This window comes from Streptomyces sp. NPDC030143 (assembly GCF_055573695.1).
Genome location: NZ_JBVIAY010000004.1, coordinates 27,195 through 42,260, shown reverse-complemented (window position 1 = coordinate 42,260; position 15,066 = coordinate 27,195). Strand labels below are relative to the sequence as shown.

Sequence of the window (15,066 nt, the reverse complement as noted above, 5' to 3'; positions counted from 1 at the left end):
GGAACGCCCCCCCGCCTCTCACAAGATCACCCGCCCCTCCCGCAGAACCGACCCGCTGCCCCCACCCGGGCCCCCATACGGGACAATCAAGGCCTAGGACAGAACCACGGGGAGGAACCGTGTCCGGATTCGTAGAAAAGCCCGAACCCCTCGAGGTGCCGGGCCTGGTGCATCTGCACACGGGCAAGGTGCGCGACCTCTACCAGAACGAGGCGGGCGACCTCGTGATGGTCGCCAGCGACCGCATCTCCGCCTTCGACTGGGTCCTGCCCACGGAGATCCCCGACAAGGGCCGCGTCCTCACCCAGCTCTCCCTGTGGTGGTTCGACCAGCTCGCCGACCTGGTCCCGAACCACGTCCTGAGCACCGAGCCGCCCGCGGGCGCCCCCGCCGCGTGGCAGGGCCGCACCCTGGTCTGCAAGTCCCTGAAGATGGTCCCCGTCGAGGCGGTCGCCCGCGGTTACCTCACCGGCTCCGGCCTGCTGGAGTACAACGCCTCCCGCACAGTCTGCGGCCTTGCCCTCCCCGAGGGCCTGGTCGACGGCTCCGAACTCCCCGCCCCGATCTTCACCCCGGCCACCAAGGCCGCCGTGGGCGAGCACGACGAGAACGTCTCCTACGAGGAGATCGCCCGCCAGGTCGGCGCGGAGACGGCCGCCCAACTGCGGCAGACGACCCTCGCCGTCTACTCCCGCGGCCGGGACATCGCGCGTGACCGCGGCATCATCCTCGCGGACACCAAGTTCGAGTTCGGCTACGACGGGGAGAGCCTCGTCCTCGCCGACGAGGTGCTCACCCCGGACTCCTCCCGCTTCTGGCCGGCCGACCAGTGGCAGCCGGGGCGCGCGCAGCCGTCGTACGACAAGCAGTTCGTGCGGGACTGGCTGACCTCGGGCGAGTCCGGCTGGGACCGGGCGAGCGAGCAGCCCCCGCCCGCGCTGCCCGGCCACGTCGTCGAGGCGACCCGTGCGAAGTACGTGGAGGCCTACGAGCGTCTGACGGGCGTCAGCTGGACGTAACGCGAAAGGCCCCCGGGGAACCGGGGGCCTTCGCGACCAGAGCGGACGACGAGGCTCGAACTCGCGACCTCAACCTTGGCAAGGTTGCGCTCTACCAACTGAGCTACGTCCGCAGTGCGCCGTGGCGCGAGAGCAACTATACCCAACCTCGCTCGCGCGCGAGACGCACCGCCGCGTGCCGGTTCTCCGCTCCCAGCTTGGAGGCGGCCGAGGAGAGGTAGTTGCGCACGGTCCCCGGGGACAGCGCGGCCCGCTCGGCGATCTCCGCGACGGGCGCCCCGTCGGCGGCGAGCTCCAGCACCTCGGCCTCGCGCGAGGTCAGCGGCGAGTCCCCGGCGGCTATCGCGTCGGCGGCCAACTCCGGGTCGACGTAGCGGTTTCCGGCGTGCAGGGTCCGGATGATCTCCGCGAGCCGCTGCGCACTGACCGTCTTCGGCACGAACCCGCGCACACCGGCCGCCAGCGCCCGCTTGAGATGGCCGGGCCGGCCGTGACTGGTGACGATCAGCACCTTGCAGCCGGGCAGTTCGCTCCGCAGGGATGTGGCGACCTTCACACCGTCCGCGCCGGGCATCTGGAGGTCGAGGACGGCGACGTCGGGCTCGTGGGCCCGGGCCATCGCCAGGGCCTCCGGCCCGGTGGCCGCCTCGGCGACGATCAGCAGGTCGTCCTCCAACGACAGCAGCGCGGCCAACGCCCCCCGGATCAGATGCTCGTCGTCCGCGAGCAACACCCGCACACTCATACGACCCCCTCCCGCACCGCAGCCGACTCCCGGCCCGCCGCAGCCGACTCCGGCACCTCGGACCCCGACCCCCGACCCGCCGCAGCCGACTCCCGCCCCTCCGACGCCGAGTCCCGAGCGTGAGAAGACGCCGGATCCCGCCCCGCCGCAGCCGGATCCCGCCCCGCCGTCCATGCCGACTCCCGCGTCTCCGAAGACGCCGATTCCCGCGTTCCCGAAGACGCCGACTCCCATCCCGCAGTCGTCGCCGGATCCCGCCCCGCCGCACACCCCGAATCCCGCACCGGCACCTCCGCCACCACCCGGAAGACCCCCGGCCCCGCGAACCCCGCCTCCAGCGTCCCGTCCACCCGTGCGAGCCGCTCCCGCAGCCCGGCGAGGCCGGAGCCCTCCCCGTCCCCCGAGGGCTCCGCACCGTCGTTCTCCACCGTCAGCACCACTCGTCCCCCCGTCACCCGCAGCCTCACCGAACACCGCGCCGCGTCGCCGTGGCGCAGCACGTTGGTCGTCGCCTCCCGGACGACCCACCCGAGCGCCGACTGCACCTCGGCGGGCAGTCCGTCGGTCTCGCCGCGCACGTCGCAGTCGATGCCTGCGGCCGTCAACACCCCGTGCGCACCGGCGAGTTCGACGCCCAGGTCGGCCTCCCGGTAGCCGCGTACGACGTCCCGCACCTCGCGCTGCGACTCCCGCGCGATGCGCTGCACCTCGATCATCTGCTCCACGGCCTCGGGCCGGCCCCGGCGCGCCAACTGCACGGCCAGCTCGCTCTTGAGGGCGATGACCGCCAGGTTGCGCCCCATGACGTCGTGCAGGTCCCGCCCGAACCGCAGCCGCTCCTCGGCGACGGCGAGCCGCGCCCGGGTCTCGCGGGCTTCGTCGAGCTGGTAGACGGCGTTGAGGAGCCACACGGAGAAGACGAAGGTGGAGGCGAGGAACGCGCCGCCGATCAGCACCGCCACCACCGAGACCAGGGCGGCGCCGAGGGGCAGGACGAGCAGCAGCGCCACCGCACCGGCGCCCACGGCGTAGCCGACGACGACCCCCGTGACGCGCCGCAGGCCGCGGACGCCGAGCGCGGTGTTGCCCGCCGCGAAGATCATGCTGACCCCGAACACGCCGCCCGCAGCGGTCGCGACGTCGTCCCTGCCGTGTGCCGTGTGCTCGGCGATCCACAGCGCGAGGACACCGACCGCCGCGGTGGCCGCGGCGAGCGCCCACAGCAGCCGGACCGGCCGGGCCCGGCGACCGCGCGTCCAGTCCAGCGCCCGCGACGCCGTCAGGGCGCACAGCACGCTGTGCCCGAGCATCAGCACCGGCAGCCACAGCCCGGCCCCGGTCCACACCCCCGAACCGAACGGCACGCCCACCGAGGTGAACTCGGCCACGGCGAAGAAGTGGAAGGACCACCGTGTGTACGTCTCGACCTTGGCCGGCGTGCTCTTTCGCCGCCACCAGCCCCCCGGCCTGCTCATGCTCGCGTCTCCCCGTTCCCCCGGTACGTCAGCGCCGCGGTTCCCAGCGGAACCACCGCCGTACAGCAAACACCGACAGCACGGTCCAGGCCAGTGCGGTCGCCAGGGCGCCCACCGCCTCGTACGCCGACAGGTCGCCGGTCCAGCCGCCGCGGACGAGGGTGATGACCGGGCTCAGCGGCAGCAGTTCCAGGACGGAGGCGACCCGGTCGGGCAGCAGTTCCAGGGGGACGGCCACACCCGAGCCGATCATCGAGACGATCACGAACGGCATGGTGGTGACCTGTGCGCTCTCCACGGTCCGGGTCAGGCTCGCCGTGACGGCCGCCAGGGCCGCGCACATCACCAGCCCCAACAGCACGCCCAGTACCGCGAGATGGGGCGCCTCGGGGGCGGGTACGTCGAGGAAGGCGGTGCAGGCGGCCGCCAGCACCAGGCACTGCGCGAGGCCGGTGGTGAGCACCGGCAGTGCGGAGCCGGCGAGGACCTCGACGTCCCGCAGCTCGCCCGTGCGCAGCCGCTTCAGCACGAGTTCCTCGCGCCGGGCGGTGAAGATGCCGGTGAGCGCCCCGTACACGCCGAACAGCAGTGAGAACCCGATGGCGGCCGGCAGCATGACCAGGCCGACGCTGAGGCCGACGTCCTGGACGTCCATCTCGTCGATCACGGACCGCAGGCTGAAGGGCAGCGCCAGCGGCACCAGGACGGCCGTGACCAGGGTGGCCTTGCTGCGGCCGAGCAGGACGAGCTCGGCGCGGGCGAGGGCGGCCATCCGGCTCGCCGGCGTGGTCACCGCACCCCGGCCCTTGACGACGATCCCGCTCATGCCGCGACCTCCTTGTGCTCCGCCTCGACACCCGAGGCGTTCGCCGCGTCCCGGGCGATCCCCAGGAACGCCTCCTCCAGTGACGCCGACCGCATGTCCAGTCGGCGCAGTTCGATCCGGGCCCGCTCGGCCCACACCAGCAGACCGGTGGCCGTCCGCTGCAACTCCCGCGTCCGCAGCCGGACCAGGCGCCCGTCGACCTCGTGGTCGCTCACGCCCAGCTCACCGAGCGGCGGCAGGTCGCCGACGAAGTACCCCTCGGGCAGTTCGAAGGAGATCCGGGACGGCTGGGCGGCGGTCACCTCGGCGGGTGTCCCGGCGGCCGCGATGCGTCCCTCGTGCAGGATGGCCAGCCGGTCTGCGAGGCCCTCCGCCTCCTCCAGGTAGTGCGTGGTCAGCAACACGGTCGTCCCCGCGTCCCGCAGGGCGCGCACCAGGTCCCAGGTGGCGCGGCGGCCCTCGGCGTCCAGGCCGGTCGTCGGCTCGTCGAGGAACAGCACCTCCGGGTCGCCGAGCAGCGCGAGCGCCAGGTCCAGCCGCCGCCGCTCGCCCCCGGACAGCTGCTTGACGCGTACGCCGGTCTTGCCGGCGAGCCCCACGAGGGCGAGCGCCTCCCCGACCGGCCGGGCCCCGCTGACACAGCCGGCCCACATCCGCGCGGTCTCCTTGACGGTCAGCTCCGAGGGGAAGCCGCCCTCCTGGAGCATCACCCCGGTGCGCGGCCGGACGGCGGCCCGCTCGGCGTAGGGGTCGTGGCCGAGGATGCGGACGCGTCCCCCGTCGGGCCGCGCGAGCCCCTCGAGCAGCTCCACCGTCGACGTCTTGCCGGCCCCGTTGGTGCCCAGCAGCGCGAAGACCTCCCCGTGGTCGACGTGGAAGGTGATCCCGCGCACCGCCTCGAACTCGCCCCCGTACACACGCCGCAGGTCGGTGACCTCGATCACGTGCTCTTTCGTGTCCCTGGCTTCCATGACTCCAGCCTCCCGGCGGACGGGCGCCGACTGCAGTGCGCGCTGTCATCACTCCGTATGACAAATGTCAGAGGACGGGAAGCCCGCGCGACGGAAGGACCGGAAGGACCGGAAGGACCGGAAGGAGCGGACGACCAGGGAAGGCCAGGGCGACCGAGCAGGCCAGGGCGACCGGGAGGGCCGGCAGCCCCCGAGCGCACCAGCCGTGAACGGTCGGACGACGCGAAAGGTCAGACGCGAGAGATCAGACACGAGAGATCAGACGCGAGAGATCAGACGACGAACGATCAGTGGGCGCATGAAAAGACCCCGGTCCAATGGACCGGGGTCTAATTCCCGAGCGGACGACGAGGCTCGAACTCGCGACCTCAACCTTGGCAAGGTTGCGCTCTACCAACTGAGCTACGTCCGCATTGCCGCCGACCAGCTTTCACTGATCGGTGCGAGCACCAGCCTACCTGATCCACAAGGAGGATCGGACCGGCGGTGCAGAGCGGGTGACAGGAATCGCACACTGCGCCTTCCCCCTGGAAGGGGGATGTTCTGCTACTGAACTACACCCGCGTGGCCTCCGTGAGCTGGGTTTTCTCCCGGCCCGGCGGCGTGCTCCAGACATTAGCCGACCATGTGGGGGGTAGCGCAAGTCGGTTGTCCCCAGGGCCCGCTGACGGACCCTGGGGCAGGTGGTGCGCAGGGGGTCACTGGGCCTCGGTGAACGCCTCGTAGACCCTCTTGGGGATGCGGCCCCGCGCCGGCACGTCCATCTTGTTGGCCAGGGCCCAGGCCCGGACGGCCGCCGGGTCGGGCGCGACCTCCGTCTGCTTGTAGGCCTTGCCCGAGCGCGACCGCTTGCGGCCGGCCTCCACGTACGGTGCGAGTGCCTTACGCAGTTTCCCGGCATTGGCTTCATTCAGGTCGATCTCGTACGACTTGCCGTCGAGTCCGAAGGCGATCGTTTCCGCCGCTTCCGAGCCGTCGATGTCGTCAAAGAGAGTGACCACGACCTTCTGCGCCACGAATATCGGTCCCTTCGTGCGACAGCTCTGCGATGACGTGCCAAGACGTCACGGAGATGTCGACTGTCAGCCTGTTATGGGGCAAAGTATCGGCTATTGCCATTTCATTTGTACAGTGCCCGGCAATGGAAAGTGAAGCCCGACTAAATCTGCCCGCGTGTCCCAGCGCAATACCTCTGGTGCATCGATCCGGGATCTTTCCCTGAACTTTTCGTGAAGCCCTCGCCCTGAGGCCGCATCGTGACAGTCGTCACGTAGATTCCTACAACTCTACTCGCGTAGAAATTTTGTGCGGGTAGTCTGAAGACACCTGCCTGAACACAGCCGCAGGAACCTGCTCAGCACCACAACACCGGGAGTGCCAGTGGCACGCGTCGTAGTCGACGTCATGCTCAAGCCGGAGATCCTCGACCCCCAGGGCCAGGCGGTGCAGCGCGCACTGCCGCGGCTGGGTTTCGAGGGCATCTCGGACGTACGTCAGGGAAAGCGATTCGAACTGGAAGTTGACGGACCCGTCGACGAGGCCGTGCTCGCCCGCATCCACGATCTCGCGGAATCCTTCCTCGCCAACACCGTGATCGAGGACTTCACGGTCCGGGTTGATGAAGTCGCGGAGGCCGCGAAGTGACCGCTCGTATTGGCGTCGTCACTTTCCCGGGCAGCCTGGACGACCGGGACACCCAGCGCGCGATCCGCCTCGCGGGCGCCGAACCGGTCGCCCTCTGGCACAAGGACAGGAACCTCCACCAGGTCGACGCCGTGGTGCTGTGCGGCGGTTTCTCCTACGGCGACTATCTGCGCGCCGGTGCCATCGCCCGCTTCTCGCCGGTCATGGAGCCGCTCATCGAGCAGGCGAAGGCCGGTCTGCCGGTCCTCGGCATCTGCAACGGCTTCCAGATCCTCACCGAGGCCCACCTGCTCCCGGGCGCGATGCTCGGCAACGACCACCTCCACTTCATCTGCCGCGACCAGAAGCTGCGGGTGGAGAACGCGGAGACCTCCTGGACCAGCGACTACAGCGCCGGCCAGGAGATCCACATCCCGCTGAAGAACATGGACGGCCGGTACGTCGCCGACGAGTACACCCTCGACCAGCTCGAGGCGGAGGGCCGGGTCGCCTTCCGGTACGTGGACTTCAACCCGAACGGCTCGCTCCGCGACATCGCCGGCATCAGCAACGAGGCCGGCAACGTCGTGGGCCTCATGCCGCACCCCGAGCACGCCGTCGAGCCGCTGATCGGCACCGGCCGCACCGACGGCCTCCCCTTCTTCACCTCGATCCTCAAGAAGCTGGTCAACGCATGAGCCGGACGCCTCTGGACACGGTCGAGCACGCGGCCGCGACCCCCGACGTCGAGCTGCCCTGGGCCGAACTCGGCCTGAAGAAGGACGAGTACGAGCGGGTGGTGGAGATCCTCGGCCGCCGCCCGACCGGCGCCGAGCTCGCCATGTACTCCGTCATGTGGTCGGAGCACTGCTCGTACAAGTCGTCGAAGGTGCACCTGCGCCAGTTCGGCGAGAAGGCCCCGCAGTCCGACGCGCTGCTCGTCGGCATCGGCGAGAACGCCGGTGTCGTCGACGTCGGCCAGGGCTACGCGGTCACCTTCAAGGTCGAGTCGCACAACCACCCCTCCTACGTCGAGCCCTACCAGGGTGCGGCCACCGGTGTCGGCGGCATCGTCCGCGACATCATCGCGATGGGCGCCCGCCCGGTCGCCGTCGTCGACCCGCTGCGCTTCGGCGCGGCCGACCACCCCGACACCAAGCGCGTCCTGCCGGGCGTCGTCGCCGGCATCGGCGGCTACGGCAACTGCCTGGGACTGCCGAACATCGGCGGCGAGGTCGTCTTCGACGCCTGCTACCAGGGCAACCCGCTGGTCAACGCCGGTGCCATCGGCGTCATGCGGCACGAGGACATCCACCTCGCGAAGGCCTCCGGCGCCGGCAACAAGGTCATCCTGTACGGCGCCCGCACGGGCGGCGACGGCATCGGCGGCGCGTCGATCCTCGCCTCCGAGACCTTCGACGACGCCAAGCCGTCGAAGCGCCCGGCCGTCCAGGTCGGCGACCCCTTCCAGGAGAAGCTCCTCATCGAGTGCACCCTGGAGGCCTTCAAGGAGAAGCTGGTCGTCGGCATCCAGGACCTCGGCGCGGCGGGCCTGTCCTGCGCCACGTCCGAGCTGGCCTCCAACGGTTCCGGCGGCATGCGCGTGACGCTGGACGACGTCCCCCTGCGCGACTCGACCCTCTCTCCCGAGGAAATCCTCATGAGCGAGTCGCAGGAGCGCATGTGCGCGGTCGTCGAGCCGGAGAAGGTCGACCGTTTCCTGGAGATCTGCGAGAAGTGGGACGTCATCGCCACCGTCATCGGCGAGGTGACCGACGGCGACCGCCTGGAGATCTTCTGGCACGGCGGCAAGATCGTCGACGTCGACCCGCGGACGGTCGCGCACGACGGCCCCGTGTACGAGCGTCCGTACGCCCGCCCGTCCTGGCAGGACGAACTCCAGGCGGACGATGCGAACAAGCTGCCGCGCCCGGCGACGTCGGCCGAGCTGAAGGACCAGGTCCTGAAGCTGGTCGCGTCCCCGAACCAGGCCTCGAAGAAGTGGATCACGTCCCAGTACGACCACTTCGTGCAGGGCAACACCGTCCTCGCCCAGCCCGAGGACTCCGGCATGATCCGCATCGACGAGGAGACCGGCCTCGGCGTCGCCATCGCCACGGACGGCAACGGCCGGTACGCCAAGCTGGACCCGTACCACGGCGCCCAGCTCGCCCTGGCCGAGGCGTACCGCAACGTCGCCACCACCGGCGCCAAGCCGCTCGCCGTCTCCGACTGCCTGAACTTCGGCTCGCCCGAGGACCCGGCCGTCATGTGGCAGTTCGCGGAGGCCATCCGCGGTCTCGCCGACGCCTGCCAGCAGCTCGGCACCCCGGTGACCGGCGGCAACGTCTCGCTCTACAACCAGACGGGTGAGGTGGCCATCCACCCGACCCCGGTGGTGGCCGTCCTCGGCGTCATCGACGACGTGGCCCGGCGCACGCCGGTCGCCTTCCAGGAGGAGGGCCAGCTGCTCTACCTCCTCGGCGACACCGGTGAGGAGTTCGGCGGCTCGGCCTGGTCCCAGGTGATCCACGACCACCTCGGCGGCCTGCCCCCGAAGGTCGACCTGGAGCGCGAGCGGCTGCTGGCCGAGATCCTGATCTCCGCCTCCCGTGACGGCATGATCGACTCCGCGCACGACCTGTCCGACGGCGGTCTGATCCAGGCGGTCGTCGAGTCGGCGCTGCTCGGTGGCAAGGGCGCGCGCCTGATCGTCCCGGACGGTCTGGACGCGTTCACCTTCCTCTTCTCCGAGTCGGCCGGCCGCGCCGTCGTGGCCGTCCCGCGCTCGGAGGAGGTCCGCTTCAACGACATGTGCGGTGCGCGCGGCCTCCCGGCCACCCGTATCGGCGTCGTCGACGGTGACACGGTGGAACTTCAGGGCGAGTTCTCCCTCCCCCTGGAGGAGCTGCGCACGGCGCACGAGGAGACCATCCCGGCCCTCCTGGCCTGAGCACCCGCCCACACGACACCAGGCCCCGCCCGCACTCCGGGCGGGGCCTTCCCGCGCCTCACGGCCCCCGTGGATCAGATCCCCTCGCCCCAGCCGGGCCTGCTCGTCCCAGTGGGGCCCTCTCCGGTGTCCCCGGCTCCGACCCCGTGCCGCGAGCCCGACAGCCCCGCCGGCTGCGGTCACGCTCCGCCCGCCTGCCCGAGCCGCCGCCTCCCCTCGGCGAGGCACCTCACCCCCACGCCCCCGACGCCCGGCCCCGACCGACCCCGGGCGCCGAAGCCCAACGCCGGCCCCTCGATCCCGGCCGGGCCACGCCCCCGACGCCCGCCCGACGGCCCGCACCGCCCGACGGCCGTCACGACTCGACCGCCGTCACGACTCGACGGTCCTCCCCGCTCGACGGCCCCTCCTCGCTCGACGGCCCGCACCGCCGCCGGGCGCCAGCGGACGCCCGCCCTCCCCACCCCGCGGCGCCCCCGCCCCATGCCTCACCGCCCAGCCCCCCGCTCCCGCAGGCGCTCGGTCGCCCCGGAACCTCCCGCCCCCACCCTCCGAAGCAGGCCGGCACCGCCGACTAGGCTCCCCGTCATGTCCCCGGCGAAGAAGCGCATCAGGAGCTACGACCACGCCAAGATCCGTACCGCCGTGCTGGCGCAGCTCGGGAACGTCCGGCAGGTGGTCGGCTCACTCACGCCCGAGCAGCTCGCCCTGCCCGCGGGGTCGGGCGAGTGGACCGTGGGCGAGCTGGTGGCGCACATCGGGACGGCGGTCACGGCCGTGCACCGTTCGCTGGACCTGCCGGAGCCCGCGCGGCAGGACGCCGTGCTGCTCGACTGGCCGTTCACCACCACCACCGCCACCGCCACCGCCACCGACGCCCCGGCCGCCGCCGACCTCACCCGGGCTCCGGCCGCCCGGCACCCCGACCTCGCCGCCCACCTGGCCGACGTCGAAGCGACCCTGCGCGAGCGGCTCGACGCCCACCCCGCGACCCGGTTGCTCCAGACCGACGCCGGCGCGCTGTCCCTGGGCGACTACCTGGTCACGCGGTGCGTCGAGCTCGTCGTCCACACGGACGACCTGAACGCCGCCGTGCCCGGTCTGGACGTGCCGTACGACCGGCAGGCGCTGGCCGCCGCGACCCGGCTGCTCGCCGACGCCCTCGCCGCGAAGGCGCCGGGCGGGGCGACCGAGGTGCGGGTGCCGCCGTTCGCCGTCGTGCAGTGCCTGGAGGGGCCCCGGCACACCCGCGGCACCCCGCCGAACGTGGTCGAGACCGATCCGTTGACCTGGGTGCGGCTGGCGACCGGTCGGCTGACCTGGAAGGACGCCGTCGCGGACGCGAACGTGAGCGCGAGCGGCGAGCGGGCCGACCTCGCGGACCTGCTGCCGCTGACGTCCTGAGGGAACCGACCACCCCACCTGTCCCGTCGAATCGGCATGTACAGGCAGAGGCACACGCAGAGGCACAGGCCCACGCAGCGCATGCTGCTGGCCGCCGTCGCCGTTCTCGTCCCCCTCGCGGCGGCCTGCGGCAGCGAGAAGGCGGGCGGCGAGCAGGCCGGCAGCGGCTCGGTGGGCGTCGAGCAGCCCGTCACCGGCGTCCGGTGGAAGGTCGACAGCGTCACGGTGGACGGCACCCGTCACCGTGCTCCCGCCGACGCCGGGGCGAACGTCGAGATCAAGGACGGCAAGGCGTCCGGCACCTACGGCTGCAACCACTTCCACGGCAAGGCCGCCGTCGAGGGCGACAGCGTCCGGCTGAGCGACCTCAGGGCGACCAGAATGGCCTGCGAGGGCGCTCCGATGGCCTTCGAGCGGATCCTGTCCCGCACGCTCGCCGCGGGCACCCTGACCACCGAGGTCGGGGACGGCACGCTGACGCTGCGCGCGTCCGACGGCACCCAGGTGCGGCTGACCAGGAGCTGAGCCCCGCACCGTGGGACCGCGCACACCGCCCCGAATGATGTGCGACACCTCACTCACGGATCGGCATCCGGTCCCGGGTCGGCCGCTCCCGGGACCGGCCGACCCGCCCCTCGGATCATGAAAACCCTGGGTTGACCTGCGGAAACAAGCCGAAACAGGGGTGTCGGCCGGGCTCAAGATCCAGTTACCGGCAAGTATCCCCAATTCGGACCAGTGGTCGACCTCGCCTACACTCGGAAGCGTGCCACGTGGTGACGGTCGACTCAGTCATGATCTGCTCCCCGGTGAGAAGGGCCCCCAGGACGCTTGCGGCGTCTTCGGTGTCTGGGCTCCCGGCGAAGAGGTCGCCAAGCTCACTTACTTCGGGCTCTACGCCCTCCAGCATCGGGGCCAGGAATCCGCGGGAATCGCGGTCAGCAACGGCTCCCAGATCCTCGTCTTCAAGGACATGGGCCTCGTCTCCCAGGTCTTCGACGAGACCTCCCTCGGATCGCTCCAGGGTCACATCGCGGTCGGACACGCCCGCTACTCGACCACCGGCGCCTCCGTCTGGGAGAACGCCCAGCCGACGTTCCGGGCCACCGGGCACGGCTCGATCGCGCTCGGTCACAACGGCAACCTGGTCAACACCGCCCAGCTCGCCGAGATGGTCGCCGACCTGCCCAAGCAGGAGGGCCGCACCCCGCGCGTGGCGGCCACCAACGACACCGACCTCCTCACGGCCCTTCTCGCGGCCCAGGTCGACGACGACGGAAAGCCGCTGACCATCGAGGAGGCCGCCCACGAGGTCCTGCCGAAGGTCCGGGGCGCCTTCAGCCTCGTCTTCATGGACGAGCACACCCTCTACGCCGCCCGCGACCCGCAGGGCATCCGCCCGCTGGTCCTCGGCCGGCTGGAGCGCGGCTGGGTCGTCGCCTCCGAGTCCGCCGCCCTCGACATCTGCGGAGCCAGCTACGTCCGCGAGATCGAGCCGGGCGAGTTCGTCGCCATCGACGAGAACGGCCTGCGCACCTCCCGGTTCGCGGGAGCGAAGCCCAAGGGCTGTGTCTTCGAGTACGTGTACCTGGCCCGCCCCGACACCGACATCGCCGGCCGGAACGTGTACCTCTCCCGCGTGGAGATGGGCCGCCGCCTGGCGAAGGAGGCCCCGGCAGAGGCCGACCTGGTCATAGCGACCCCGGAGTCCGGAACCCCGGCCGCCATCGGTTACGCCGAGGCCTCCGGCATCCCCTTCGGCGCCGGTCTGGTCAAGAACGCCTACGTCGGCCGGACCTTCATCCAGCCCTCGCAGACCATCCGCCAGCTGGGCATCCGCCTGAAGCTGAACCCGCTGAAGGAAGTGATCAAGGGCAAGCGCCTGGTCGTCGTCGACGACTCGATCGTCCGCGGCAACACGCAGCGCGCCCTGGTCCGCATGCTCCGCGAGGCGGGCGCGGCCGAGGTCCACATCCGGATCTCCTCGCCGCCCGTGAAGTGGCCCTGCTTCTTCGGCATCGACTTCGCCACCCGCGCGGAGCTGATCGCCAACGGCATGACCATCGAGGAGATCGGCACCTCCCTGGGCGCCGACTCCCTCGCCTACATCTCCATCGACGGCATGATCGAGGCGACCACCATCGCCAAGCCGAACCTGTGCCGCGCCTGCTTCGACGGCGAGTACCCGATGGAGCTCCCCGACCCCGAGCTGCTGGGCAAGCAGCTCCTGGAGACGGAGCTGGCCGCCGGCCCGGCCGCCACGGCCGCCGCCGACGCGATCCGCCGTCCGTAGACGGCCCGTCACACCTGCCGTACGACACGAAGGTTCTCACTAGCCATGTCTGAGACAACTGGTGCCAGCTACGCAGCCGCGGGCGTCGACATCGAAGCGGGCGACCGCGCCGTCGAGCTGATGAAGGAGTGGGTGCGCAAGACCCAGCGCCCCGAGGTCCTCGGCGGCCTCGGCGGTTTCGCCGGGCTCTTCGACGCCTCCGCCCTCAAGCGCTACGAGCGCCCCCTGCTCGCCTCCGCCACCGACGGCGTCGGCACCAAGGTCGACGTAGCCCGCCAGATGGGCGTCTACGACACCATCGGCCACGATTTGGTCGCCATGGTCATGGACGACATCGTGGTGTGCGGCGCCGAGCCGCTGTTCATGACCGACTACATCTGCGTCGGCAAGGTCCACCCCGAGCGGGTCGCCGCCATCGTCAAGGGCATCGCGGAGGGCTGCGTGCTGGCCGGCTGCGCCCTGGTCGGCGGCGAGACGGCCGAACACCCGGGCCTGCTGGGCGCCGACGACTTCGACGTCGCCGGCGCCGGTACGGGCGTGGTGGAGGCCGACCGGCTGCTGGGCGCGGATCGCATCCGTACGGGTGACACCGTGATCGCCATGGCGGCCTCCGGCCTTCACTCGAACGGATACTCCCTCGTCCGGCACGTCCTGCTGAACCAGGCGGGCCTCTCGCTCGACGCGCACGTCGAGGACCTCGGCCGCACCCTCGGCGAGGAACTCCTCGAGCCGACGAAGATCTACTCGCTGGACTGTCTGGCCCTGACCCGGACGACGGACGTGCACGCCTTCTCGCACATCACCGGCGGCGGCCTCGCGGCCAACCTGGCGCGCGTCATCCCCGACGGGCTGCACGCGACCGTCGACCGCTCCACCTGGACGCCCGCTCCGGTCTTCGACCTCGTCGGCACGACCGGCCGGGTCGAGCGACTGGAGCTGGAGAAGACGCTGAACATGGGCGTCGGCATGATCGCGATCGTGCCGCAGGAGTCGGCGGACGTGGCCCTGGCGACGCTCGACGACCGCGGGGTCGAGGCCTGGGTCGCCGGTGAGATCACCGAGCGCGGCGAGCACACCACCGGAGCCACTCTGGTCGGGGACTACGCCGGCTGAAACCCCGGGCGCAGCACAAGACCCGGTCGGTGACCGAAGTCACCGACCGGGTGCATGCTCAGAGCAACGTCAAGCGCCGCGACGATGTTGCGAGGAGTCCTCGTCCTCGTCGTCCTCGTCGTCCCCGTACAGCTCGGCGTACCGTGCGTACGGGTCGTCGTCCTGCTCATCGTCCTCGAACGGGTCGCCATTCGGCGGCATGCTCGATGTAGACGATGCGCCCAGCTCTTCGGCCAGGCGTGAGAGGTCCGTCCCGCCGCTGTTGTACTTCAGCTGGCGGGCGACCTTCGCTTGCTTGGCCTTGGCCCGGCCGCGCCCCATGGCTCGACCCCCTCAACGACGGGGCTCGACGGCCCCAGAGTCTTGACACGCGTTCATGATCCGGAACGGACTCTCCGCAGAGAGGCCGGTCCGTAGGGCTTCCACGGTACCTGAGCCCACACCCATACGGTACGTCGCCCGTGGGACGCGCGTGTGCGCAGAACCTTCGAGGCGCCCCGTCCTCGCTGGTCAGTGGCGATTTTAACCACTTATCCGCGGGCGACCCGCCGGGAAGAGTGAGAGTTCTCTCTAACTTTTCTCCGAGCGGTACCGGACAAGGCCTCGAACGGGGTCCCCGGACCTGCCCGCGGAACCCCGTCCTC

14 protein-coding genes and 3 tRNA genes are annotated in these 15,066 nt (G+C 71.1%); 8 read left to right on the top strand and 9 right to left on the bottom strand.

Translation table 11 applies throughout. From position 1 onward, the window contains the following. Positions 1 to 119 precede the first annotated feature (119 nt). A complete protein-coding gene (locus tag ACZ4YY_RS08585) occupies positions 120 to 1,019 on the top strand; it encodes a phosphoribosylaminoimidazolesuccinocarboxamide synthase (protein ID WP_468285412.1) in 900 nt (299 codons plus the stop codon). Between the two features lie 40 nt (positions 1,020 to 1,059). Here the strand turns inward: ACZ4YY_RS08585 and ACZ4YY_RS08580 are convergent. From ACZ4YY_RS08580 to ACZ4YY_RS08545, 8 genes are all read right to left on the bottom strand, one after another. Next, positions 1,060 to 1,132, bottom strand: a tRNA-Gly gene (locus tag ACZ4YY_RS08580). 23 nt (positions 1,133 to 1,155) lie between these two features. Beyond that, the gene (locus ACZ4YY_RS08575) at positions 1,156 to 1,764 is read right to left on the bottom strand and encodes a response regulator (RefSeq protein WP_468285410.1); all 609 of its coding nucleotides are present in this window, start codon (positions 1,762 to 1,764) and stop codon (positions 1,156 to 1,158) included. After that, positions 1,761 to 3,239: a sensor histidine kinase gene (locus ACZ4YY_RS08570; protein WP_468285407.1), complete on the bottom strand. Its 1,479-nt coding sequence runs from the start codon at positions 3,237 to 3,239 to the stop codon at positions 1,761 to 1,763. Before ACZ4YY_RS08570 ends, ACZ4YY_RS08575 begins: the two co-directional genes overlap by 4 nt. A 28-nt stretch (positions 3,240 to 3,267) precedes the next feature. Next, positions 3,268 to 4,065, bottom strand: coding sequence for an ABC transporter permease (locus tag ACZ4YY_RS08565; protein WP_468285404.1), 798 nt, complete (start codon positions 4,063 to 4,065; stop codon positions 3,268 to 3,270). Continuing rightward, on the bottom strand, positions 4,062 to 5,036 hold the full coding sequence (locus tag ACZ4YY_RS08560; protein ID WP_468285401.1) for an ABC transporter ATP-binding protein: 975 nt from the start codon (positions 5,034 to 5,036) through the stop codon (positions 4,062 to 4,064). Before ACZ4YY_RS08560 ends, ACZ4YY_RS08565 begins: the two co-directional genes overlap by 4 nt. Positions 5,037 to 5,375: 339 nt before the next feature. Further along, positions 5,376 to 5,448, bottom strand: a tRNA-Gly gene (locus ACZ4YY_RS08555). Between the two features lie 80 nt (positions 5,449 to 5,528). Further along, positions 5,529 to 5,600, bottom strand: a tRNA-Gly gene (locus tag ACZ4YY_RS08550). Between the two features lie 134 nt (positions 5,601 to 5,734). Next, the gene (locus tag ACZ4YY_RS08545; RefSeq protein ID WP_468285398.1) at positions 5,735 to 6,052 is read right to left on the bottom strand and encodes a histone-like nucleoid-structuring protein Lsr2; all 318 of its coding nucleotides are present in this window, start codon (positions 6,050 to 6,052) and stop codon (positions 5,735 to 5,737) included. Between the two features lie 364 nt (positions 6,053 to 6,416). Between ACZ4YY_RS08545 and purS the strand changes: the two genes are divergently transcribed. The 7 genes from purS (at position 6,417) to purM (ending at position 14,422) form a co-directional block, all read left to right on the top strand. Beyond that, positions 6,417 to 6,680, top strand: a complete 264-nt coding sequence (purS, locus tag ACZ4YY_RS08540; RefSeq protein WP_360835218.1) for a phosphoribosylformylglycinamidine synthase subunit PurS — start codon at positions 6,417 to 6,419, stop codon at positions 6,678 to 6,680. After that, positions 6,677 to 7,357, top strand: coding sequence for a phosphoribosylformylglycinamidine synthase subunit PurQ (purQ, locus tag ACZ4YY_RS08535; RefSeq protein ID WP_468285395.1), 681 nt, complete (start codon positions 6,677 to 6,679; stop codon positions 7,355 to 7,357). The genes purS and purQ overlap by 4 nt, the downstream gene beginning before the upstream one ends. Next, entirely contained in the window at positions 7,354 to 9,612 is a 2,259-nt protein-coding gene (gene purL, locus ACZ4YY_RS08530; protein ID WP_468285392.1) for a phosphoribosylformylglycinamidine synthase subunit PurL, read from the top strand. Before purQ ends, purL begins: the two co-directional genes overlap by 4 nt. 588 nt (positions 9,613 to 10,200) lie before the next feature. Continuing rightward, complete coding sequence (locus ACZ4YY_RS08525; RefSeq protein WP_468285389.1) at positions 10,201 to 11,016, top strand: sterol carrier family protein; 816 nt, start codon at positions 10,201 to 10,203, stop codon at positions 11,014 to 11,016. Positions 11,017 to 11,052: 36 nt separating this feature from the next. Beyond that, entirely contained in the window at positions 11,053 to 11,541 is a 489-nt protein-coding gene (locus tag ACZ4YY_RS08520; RefSeq protein ID WP_468285386.1) for an META domain-containing protein, read from the top strand. Between the two features lie 241 nt (positions 11,542 to 11,782). Then, a complete protein-coding gene (gene purF / locus ACZ4YY_RS08515; protein ID WP_468285384.1) occupies positions 11,783 to 13,309 on the top strand; it encodes an amidophosphoribosyltransferase in 1,527 nt (508 codons plus the stop codon). 45 nt (positions 13,310 to 13,354) lie between these two features. Beyond that, complete coding sequence (purM, locus tag ACZ4YY_RS08510; RefSeq protein ID WP_468285381.1) at positions 13,355 to 14,422, top strand: phosphoribosylformylglycinamidine cyclo-ligase; 1,068 nt, start codon at positions 13,355 to 13,357, stop codon at positions 14,420 to 14,422. Between the two features lie 69 nt (positions 14,423 to 14,491). Here the strand turns inward: purM and ACZ4YY_RS08505 are convergent, their stop codons facing one another. Beyond that, positions 14,492 to 14,743, bottom strand: a complete 252-nt coding sequence (locus ACZ4YY_RS08505) for a DUF3073 domain-containing protein (protein WP_468285378.1) — start codon at positions 14,741 to 14,743, stop codon at positions 14,492 to 14,494. Positions 14,744 to 15,066 lie beyond the last annotated feature (323 nt).

What these genes read in the sequence shown, in the direction of transcription:
- ACZ4YY_RS08575 (WP_468285410.1), bottom strand. Translation starts at nt 1,764, where the DNA reads ATGAGTGTGCGGGTGTTGCTCGCGGACGACGAGCATCTGATCCGGGGG.
- ACZ4YY_RS08570 (WP_468285407.1), bottom strand. Translation starts at nt 3,239, where the DNA reads ATGAGCAGGCCGGGGGGCTGGTGGCGGCGAAAGAGCACGCCGGCCAAG.
- ACZ4YY_RS08565 (WP_468285404.1), bottom strand. Translation starts at nt 4,065, where the DNA reads ATGAGCGGGATCGTCGTCAAGGGCCGGGGTGCGGTGACCACGCCGGCG.
- ACZ4YY_RS08560 (WP_468285401.1), bottom strand. Translation starts at nt 5,036, where the DNA reads ATGGAAGCCAGGGACACGAAAGAGCACGTGATCGAGGTCACCGACCTG.
- purL (WP_468285392.1), top strand. Translation starts at nt 7,354, where the DNA reads ATGAGCCGGACGCCTCTGGACACGGTCGAGCACGCGGCCGCGACCCCC.
- ACZ4YY_RS08525 (WP_468285389.1), top strand. Translation starts at nt 10,201, where the DNA reads ATGTCCCCGGCGAAGAAGCGCATCAGGAGCTACGACCACGCCAAGATC.
- ACZ4YY_RS08520 (WP_468285386.1), top strand. Translation starts at nt 11,053, where the DNA reads ATGTACAGGCAGAGGCACACGCAGAGGCACAGGCCCACGCAGCGCATG.
- purM (WP_468285381.1), top strand. Translation starts at nt 13,355, where the DNA reads ATGTCTGAGACAACTGGTGCCAGCTACGCAGCCGCGGGCGTCGACATC.
- ACZ4YY_RS08505 (WP_468285378.1), bottom strand. Translation starts at nt 14,743, where the DNA reads ATGGGGCGCGGCCGGGCCAAGGCCAAGCAAGCGAAGGTCGCCCGCCAG.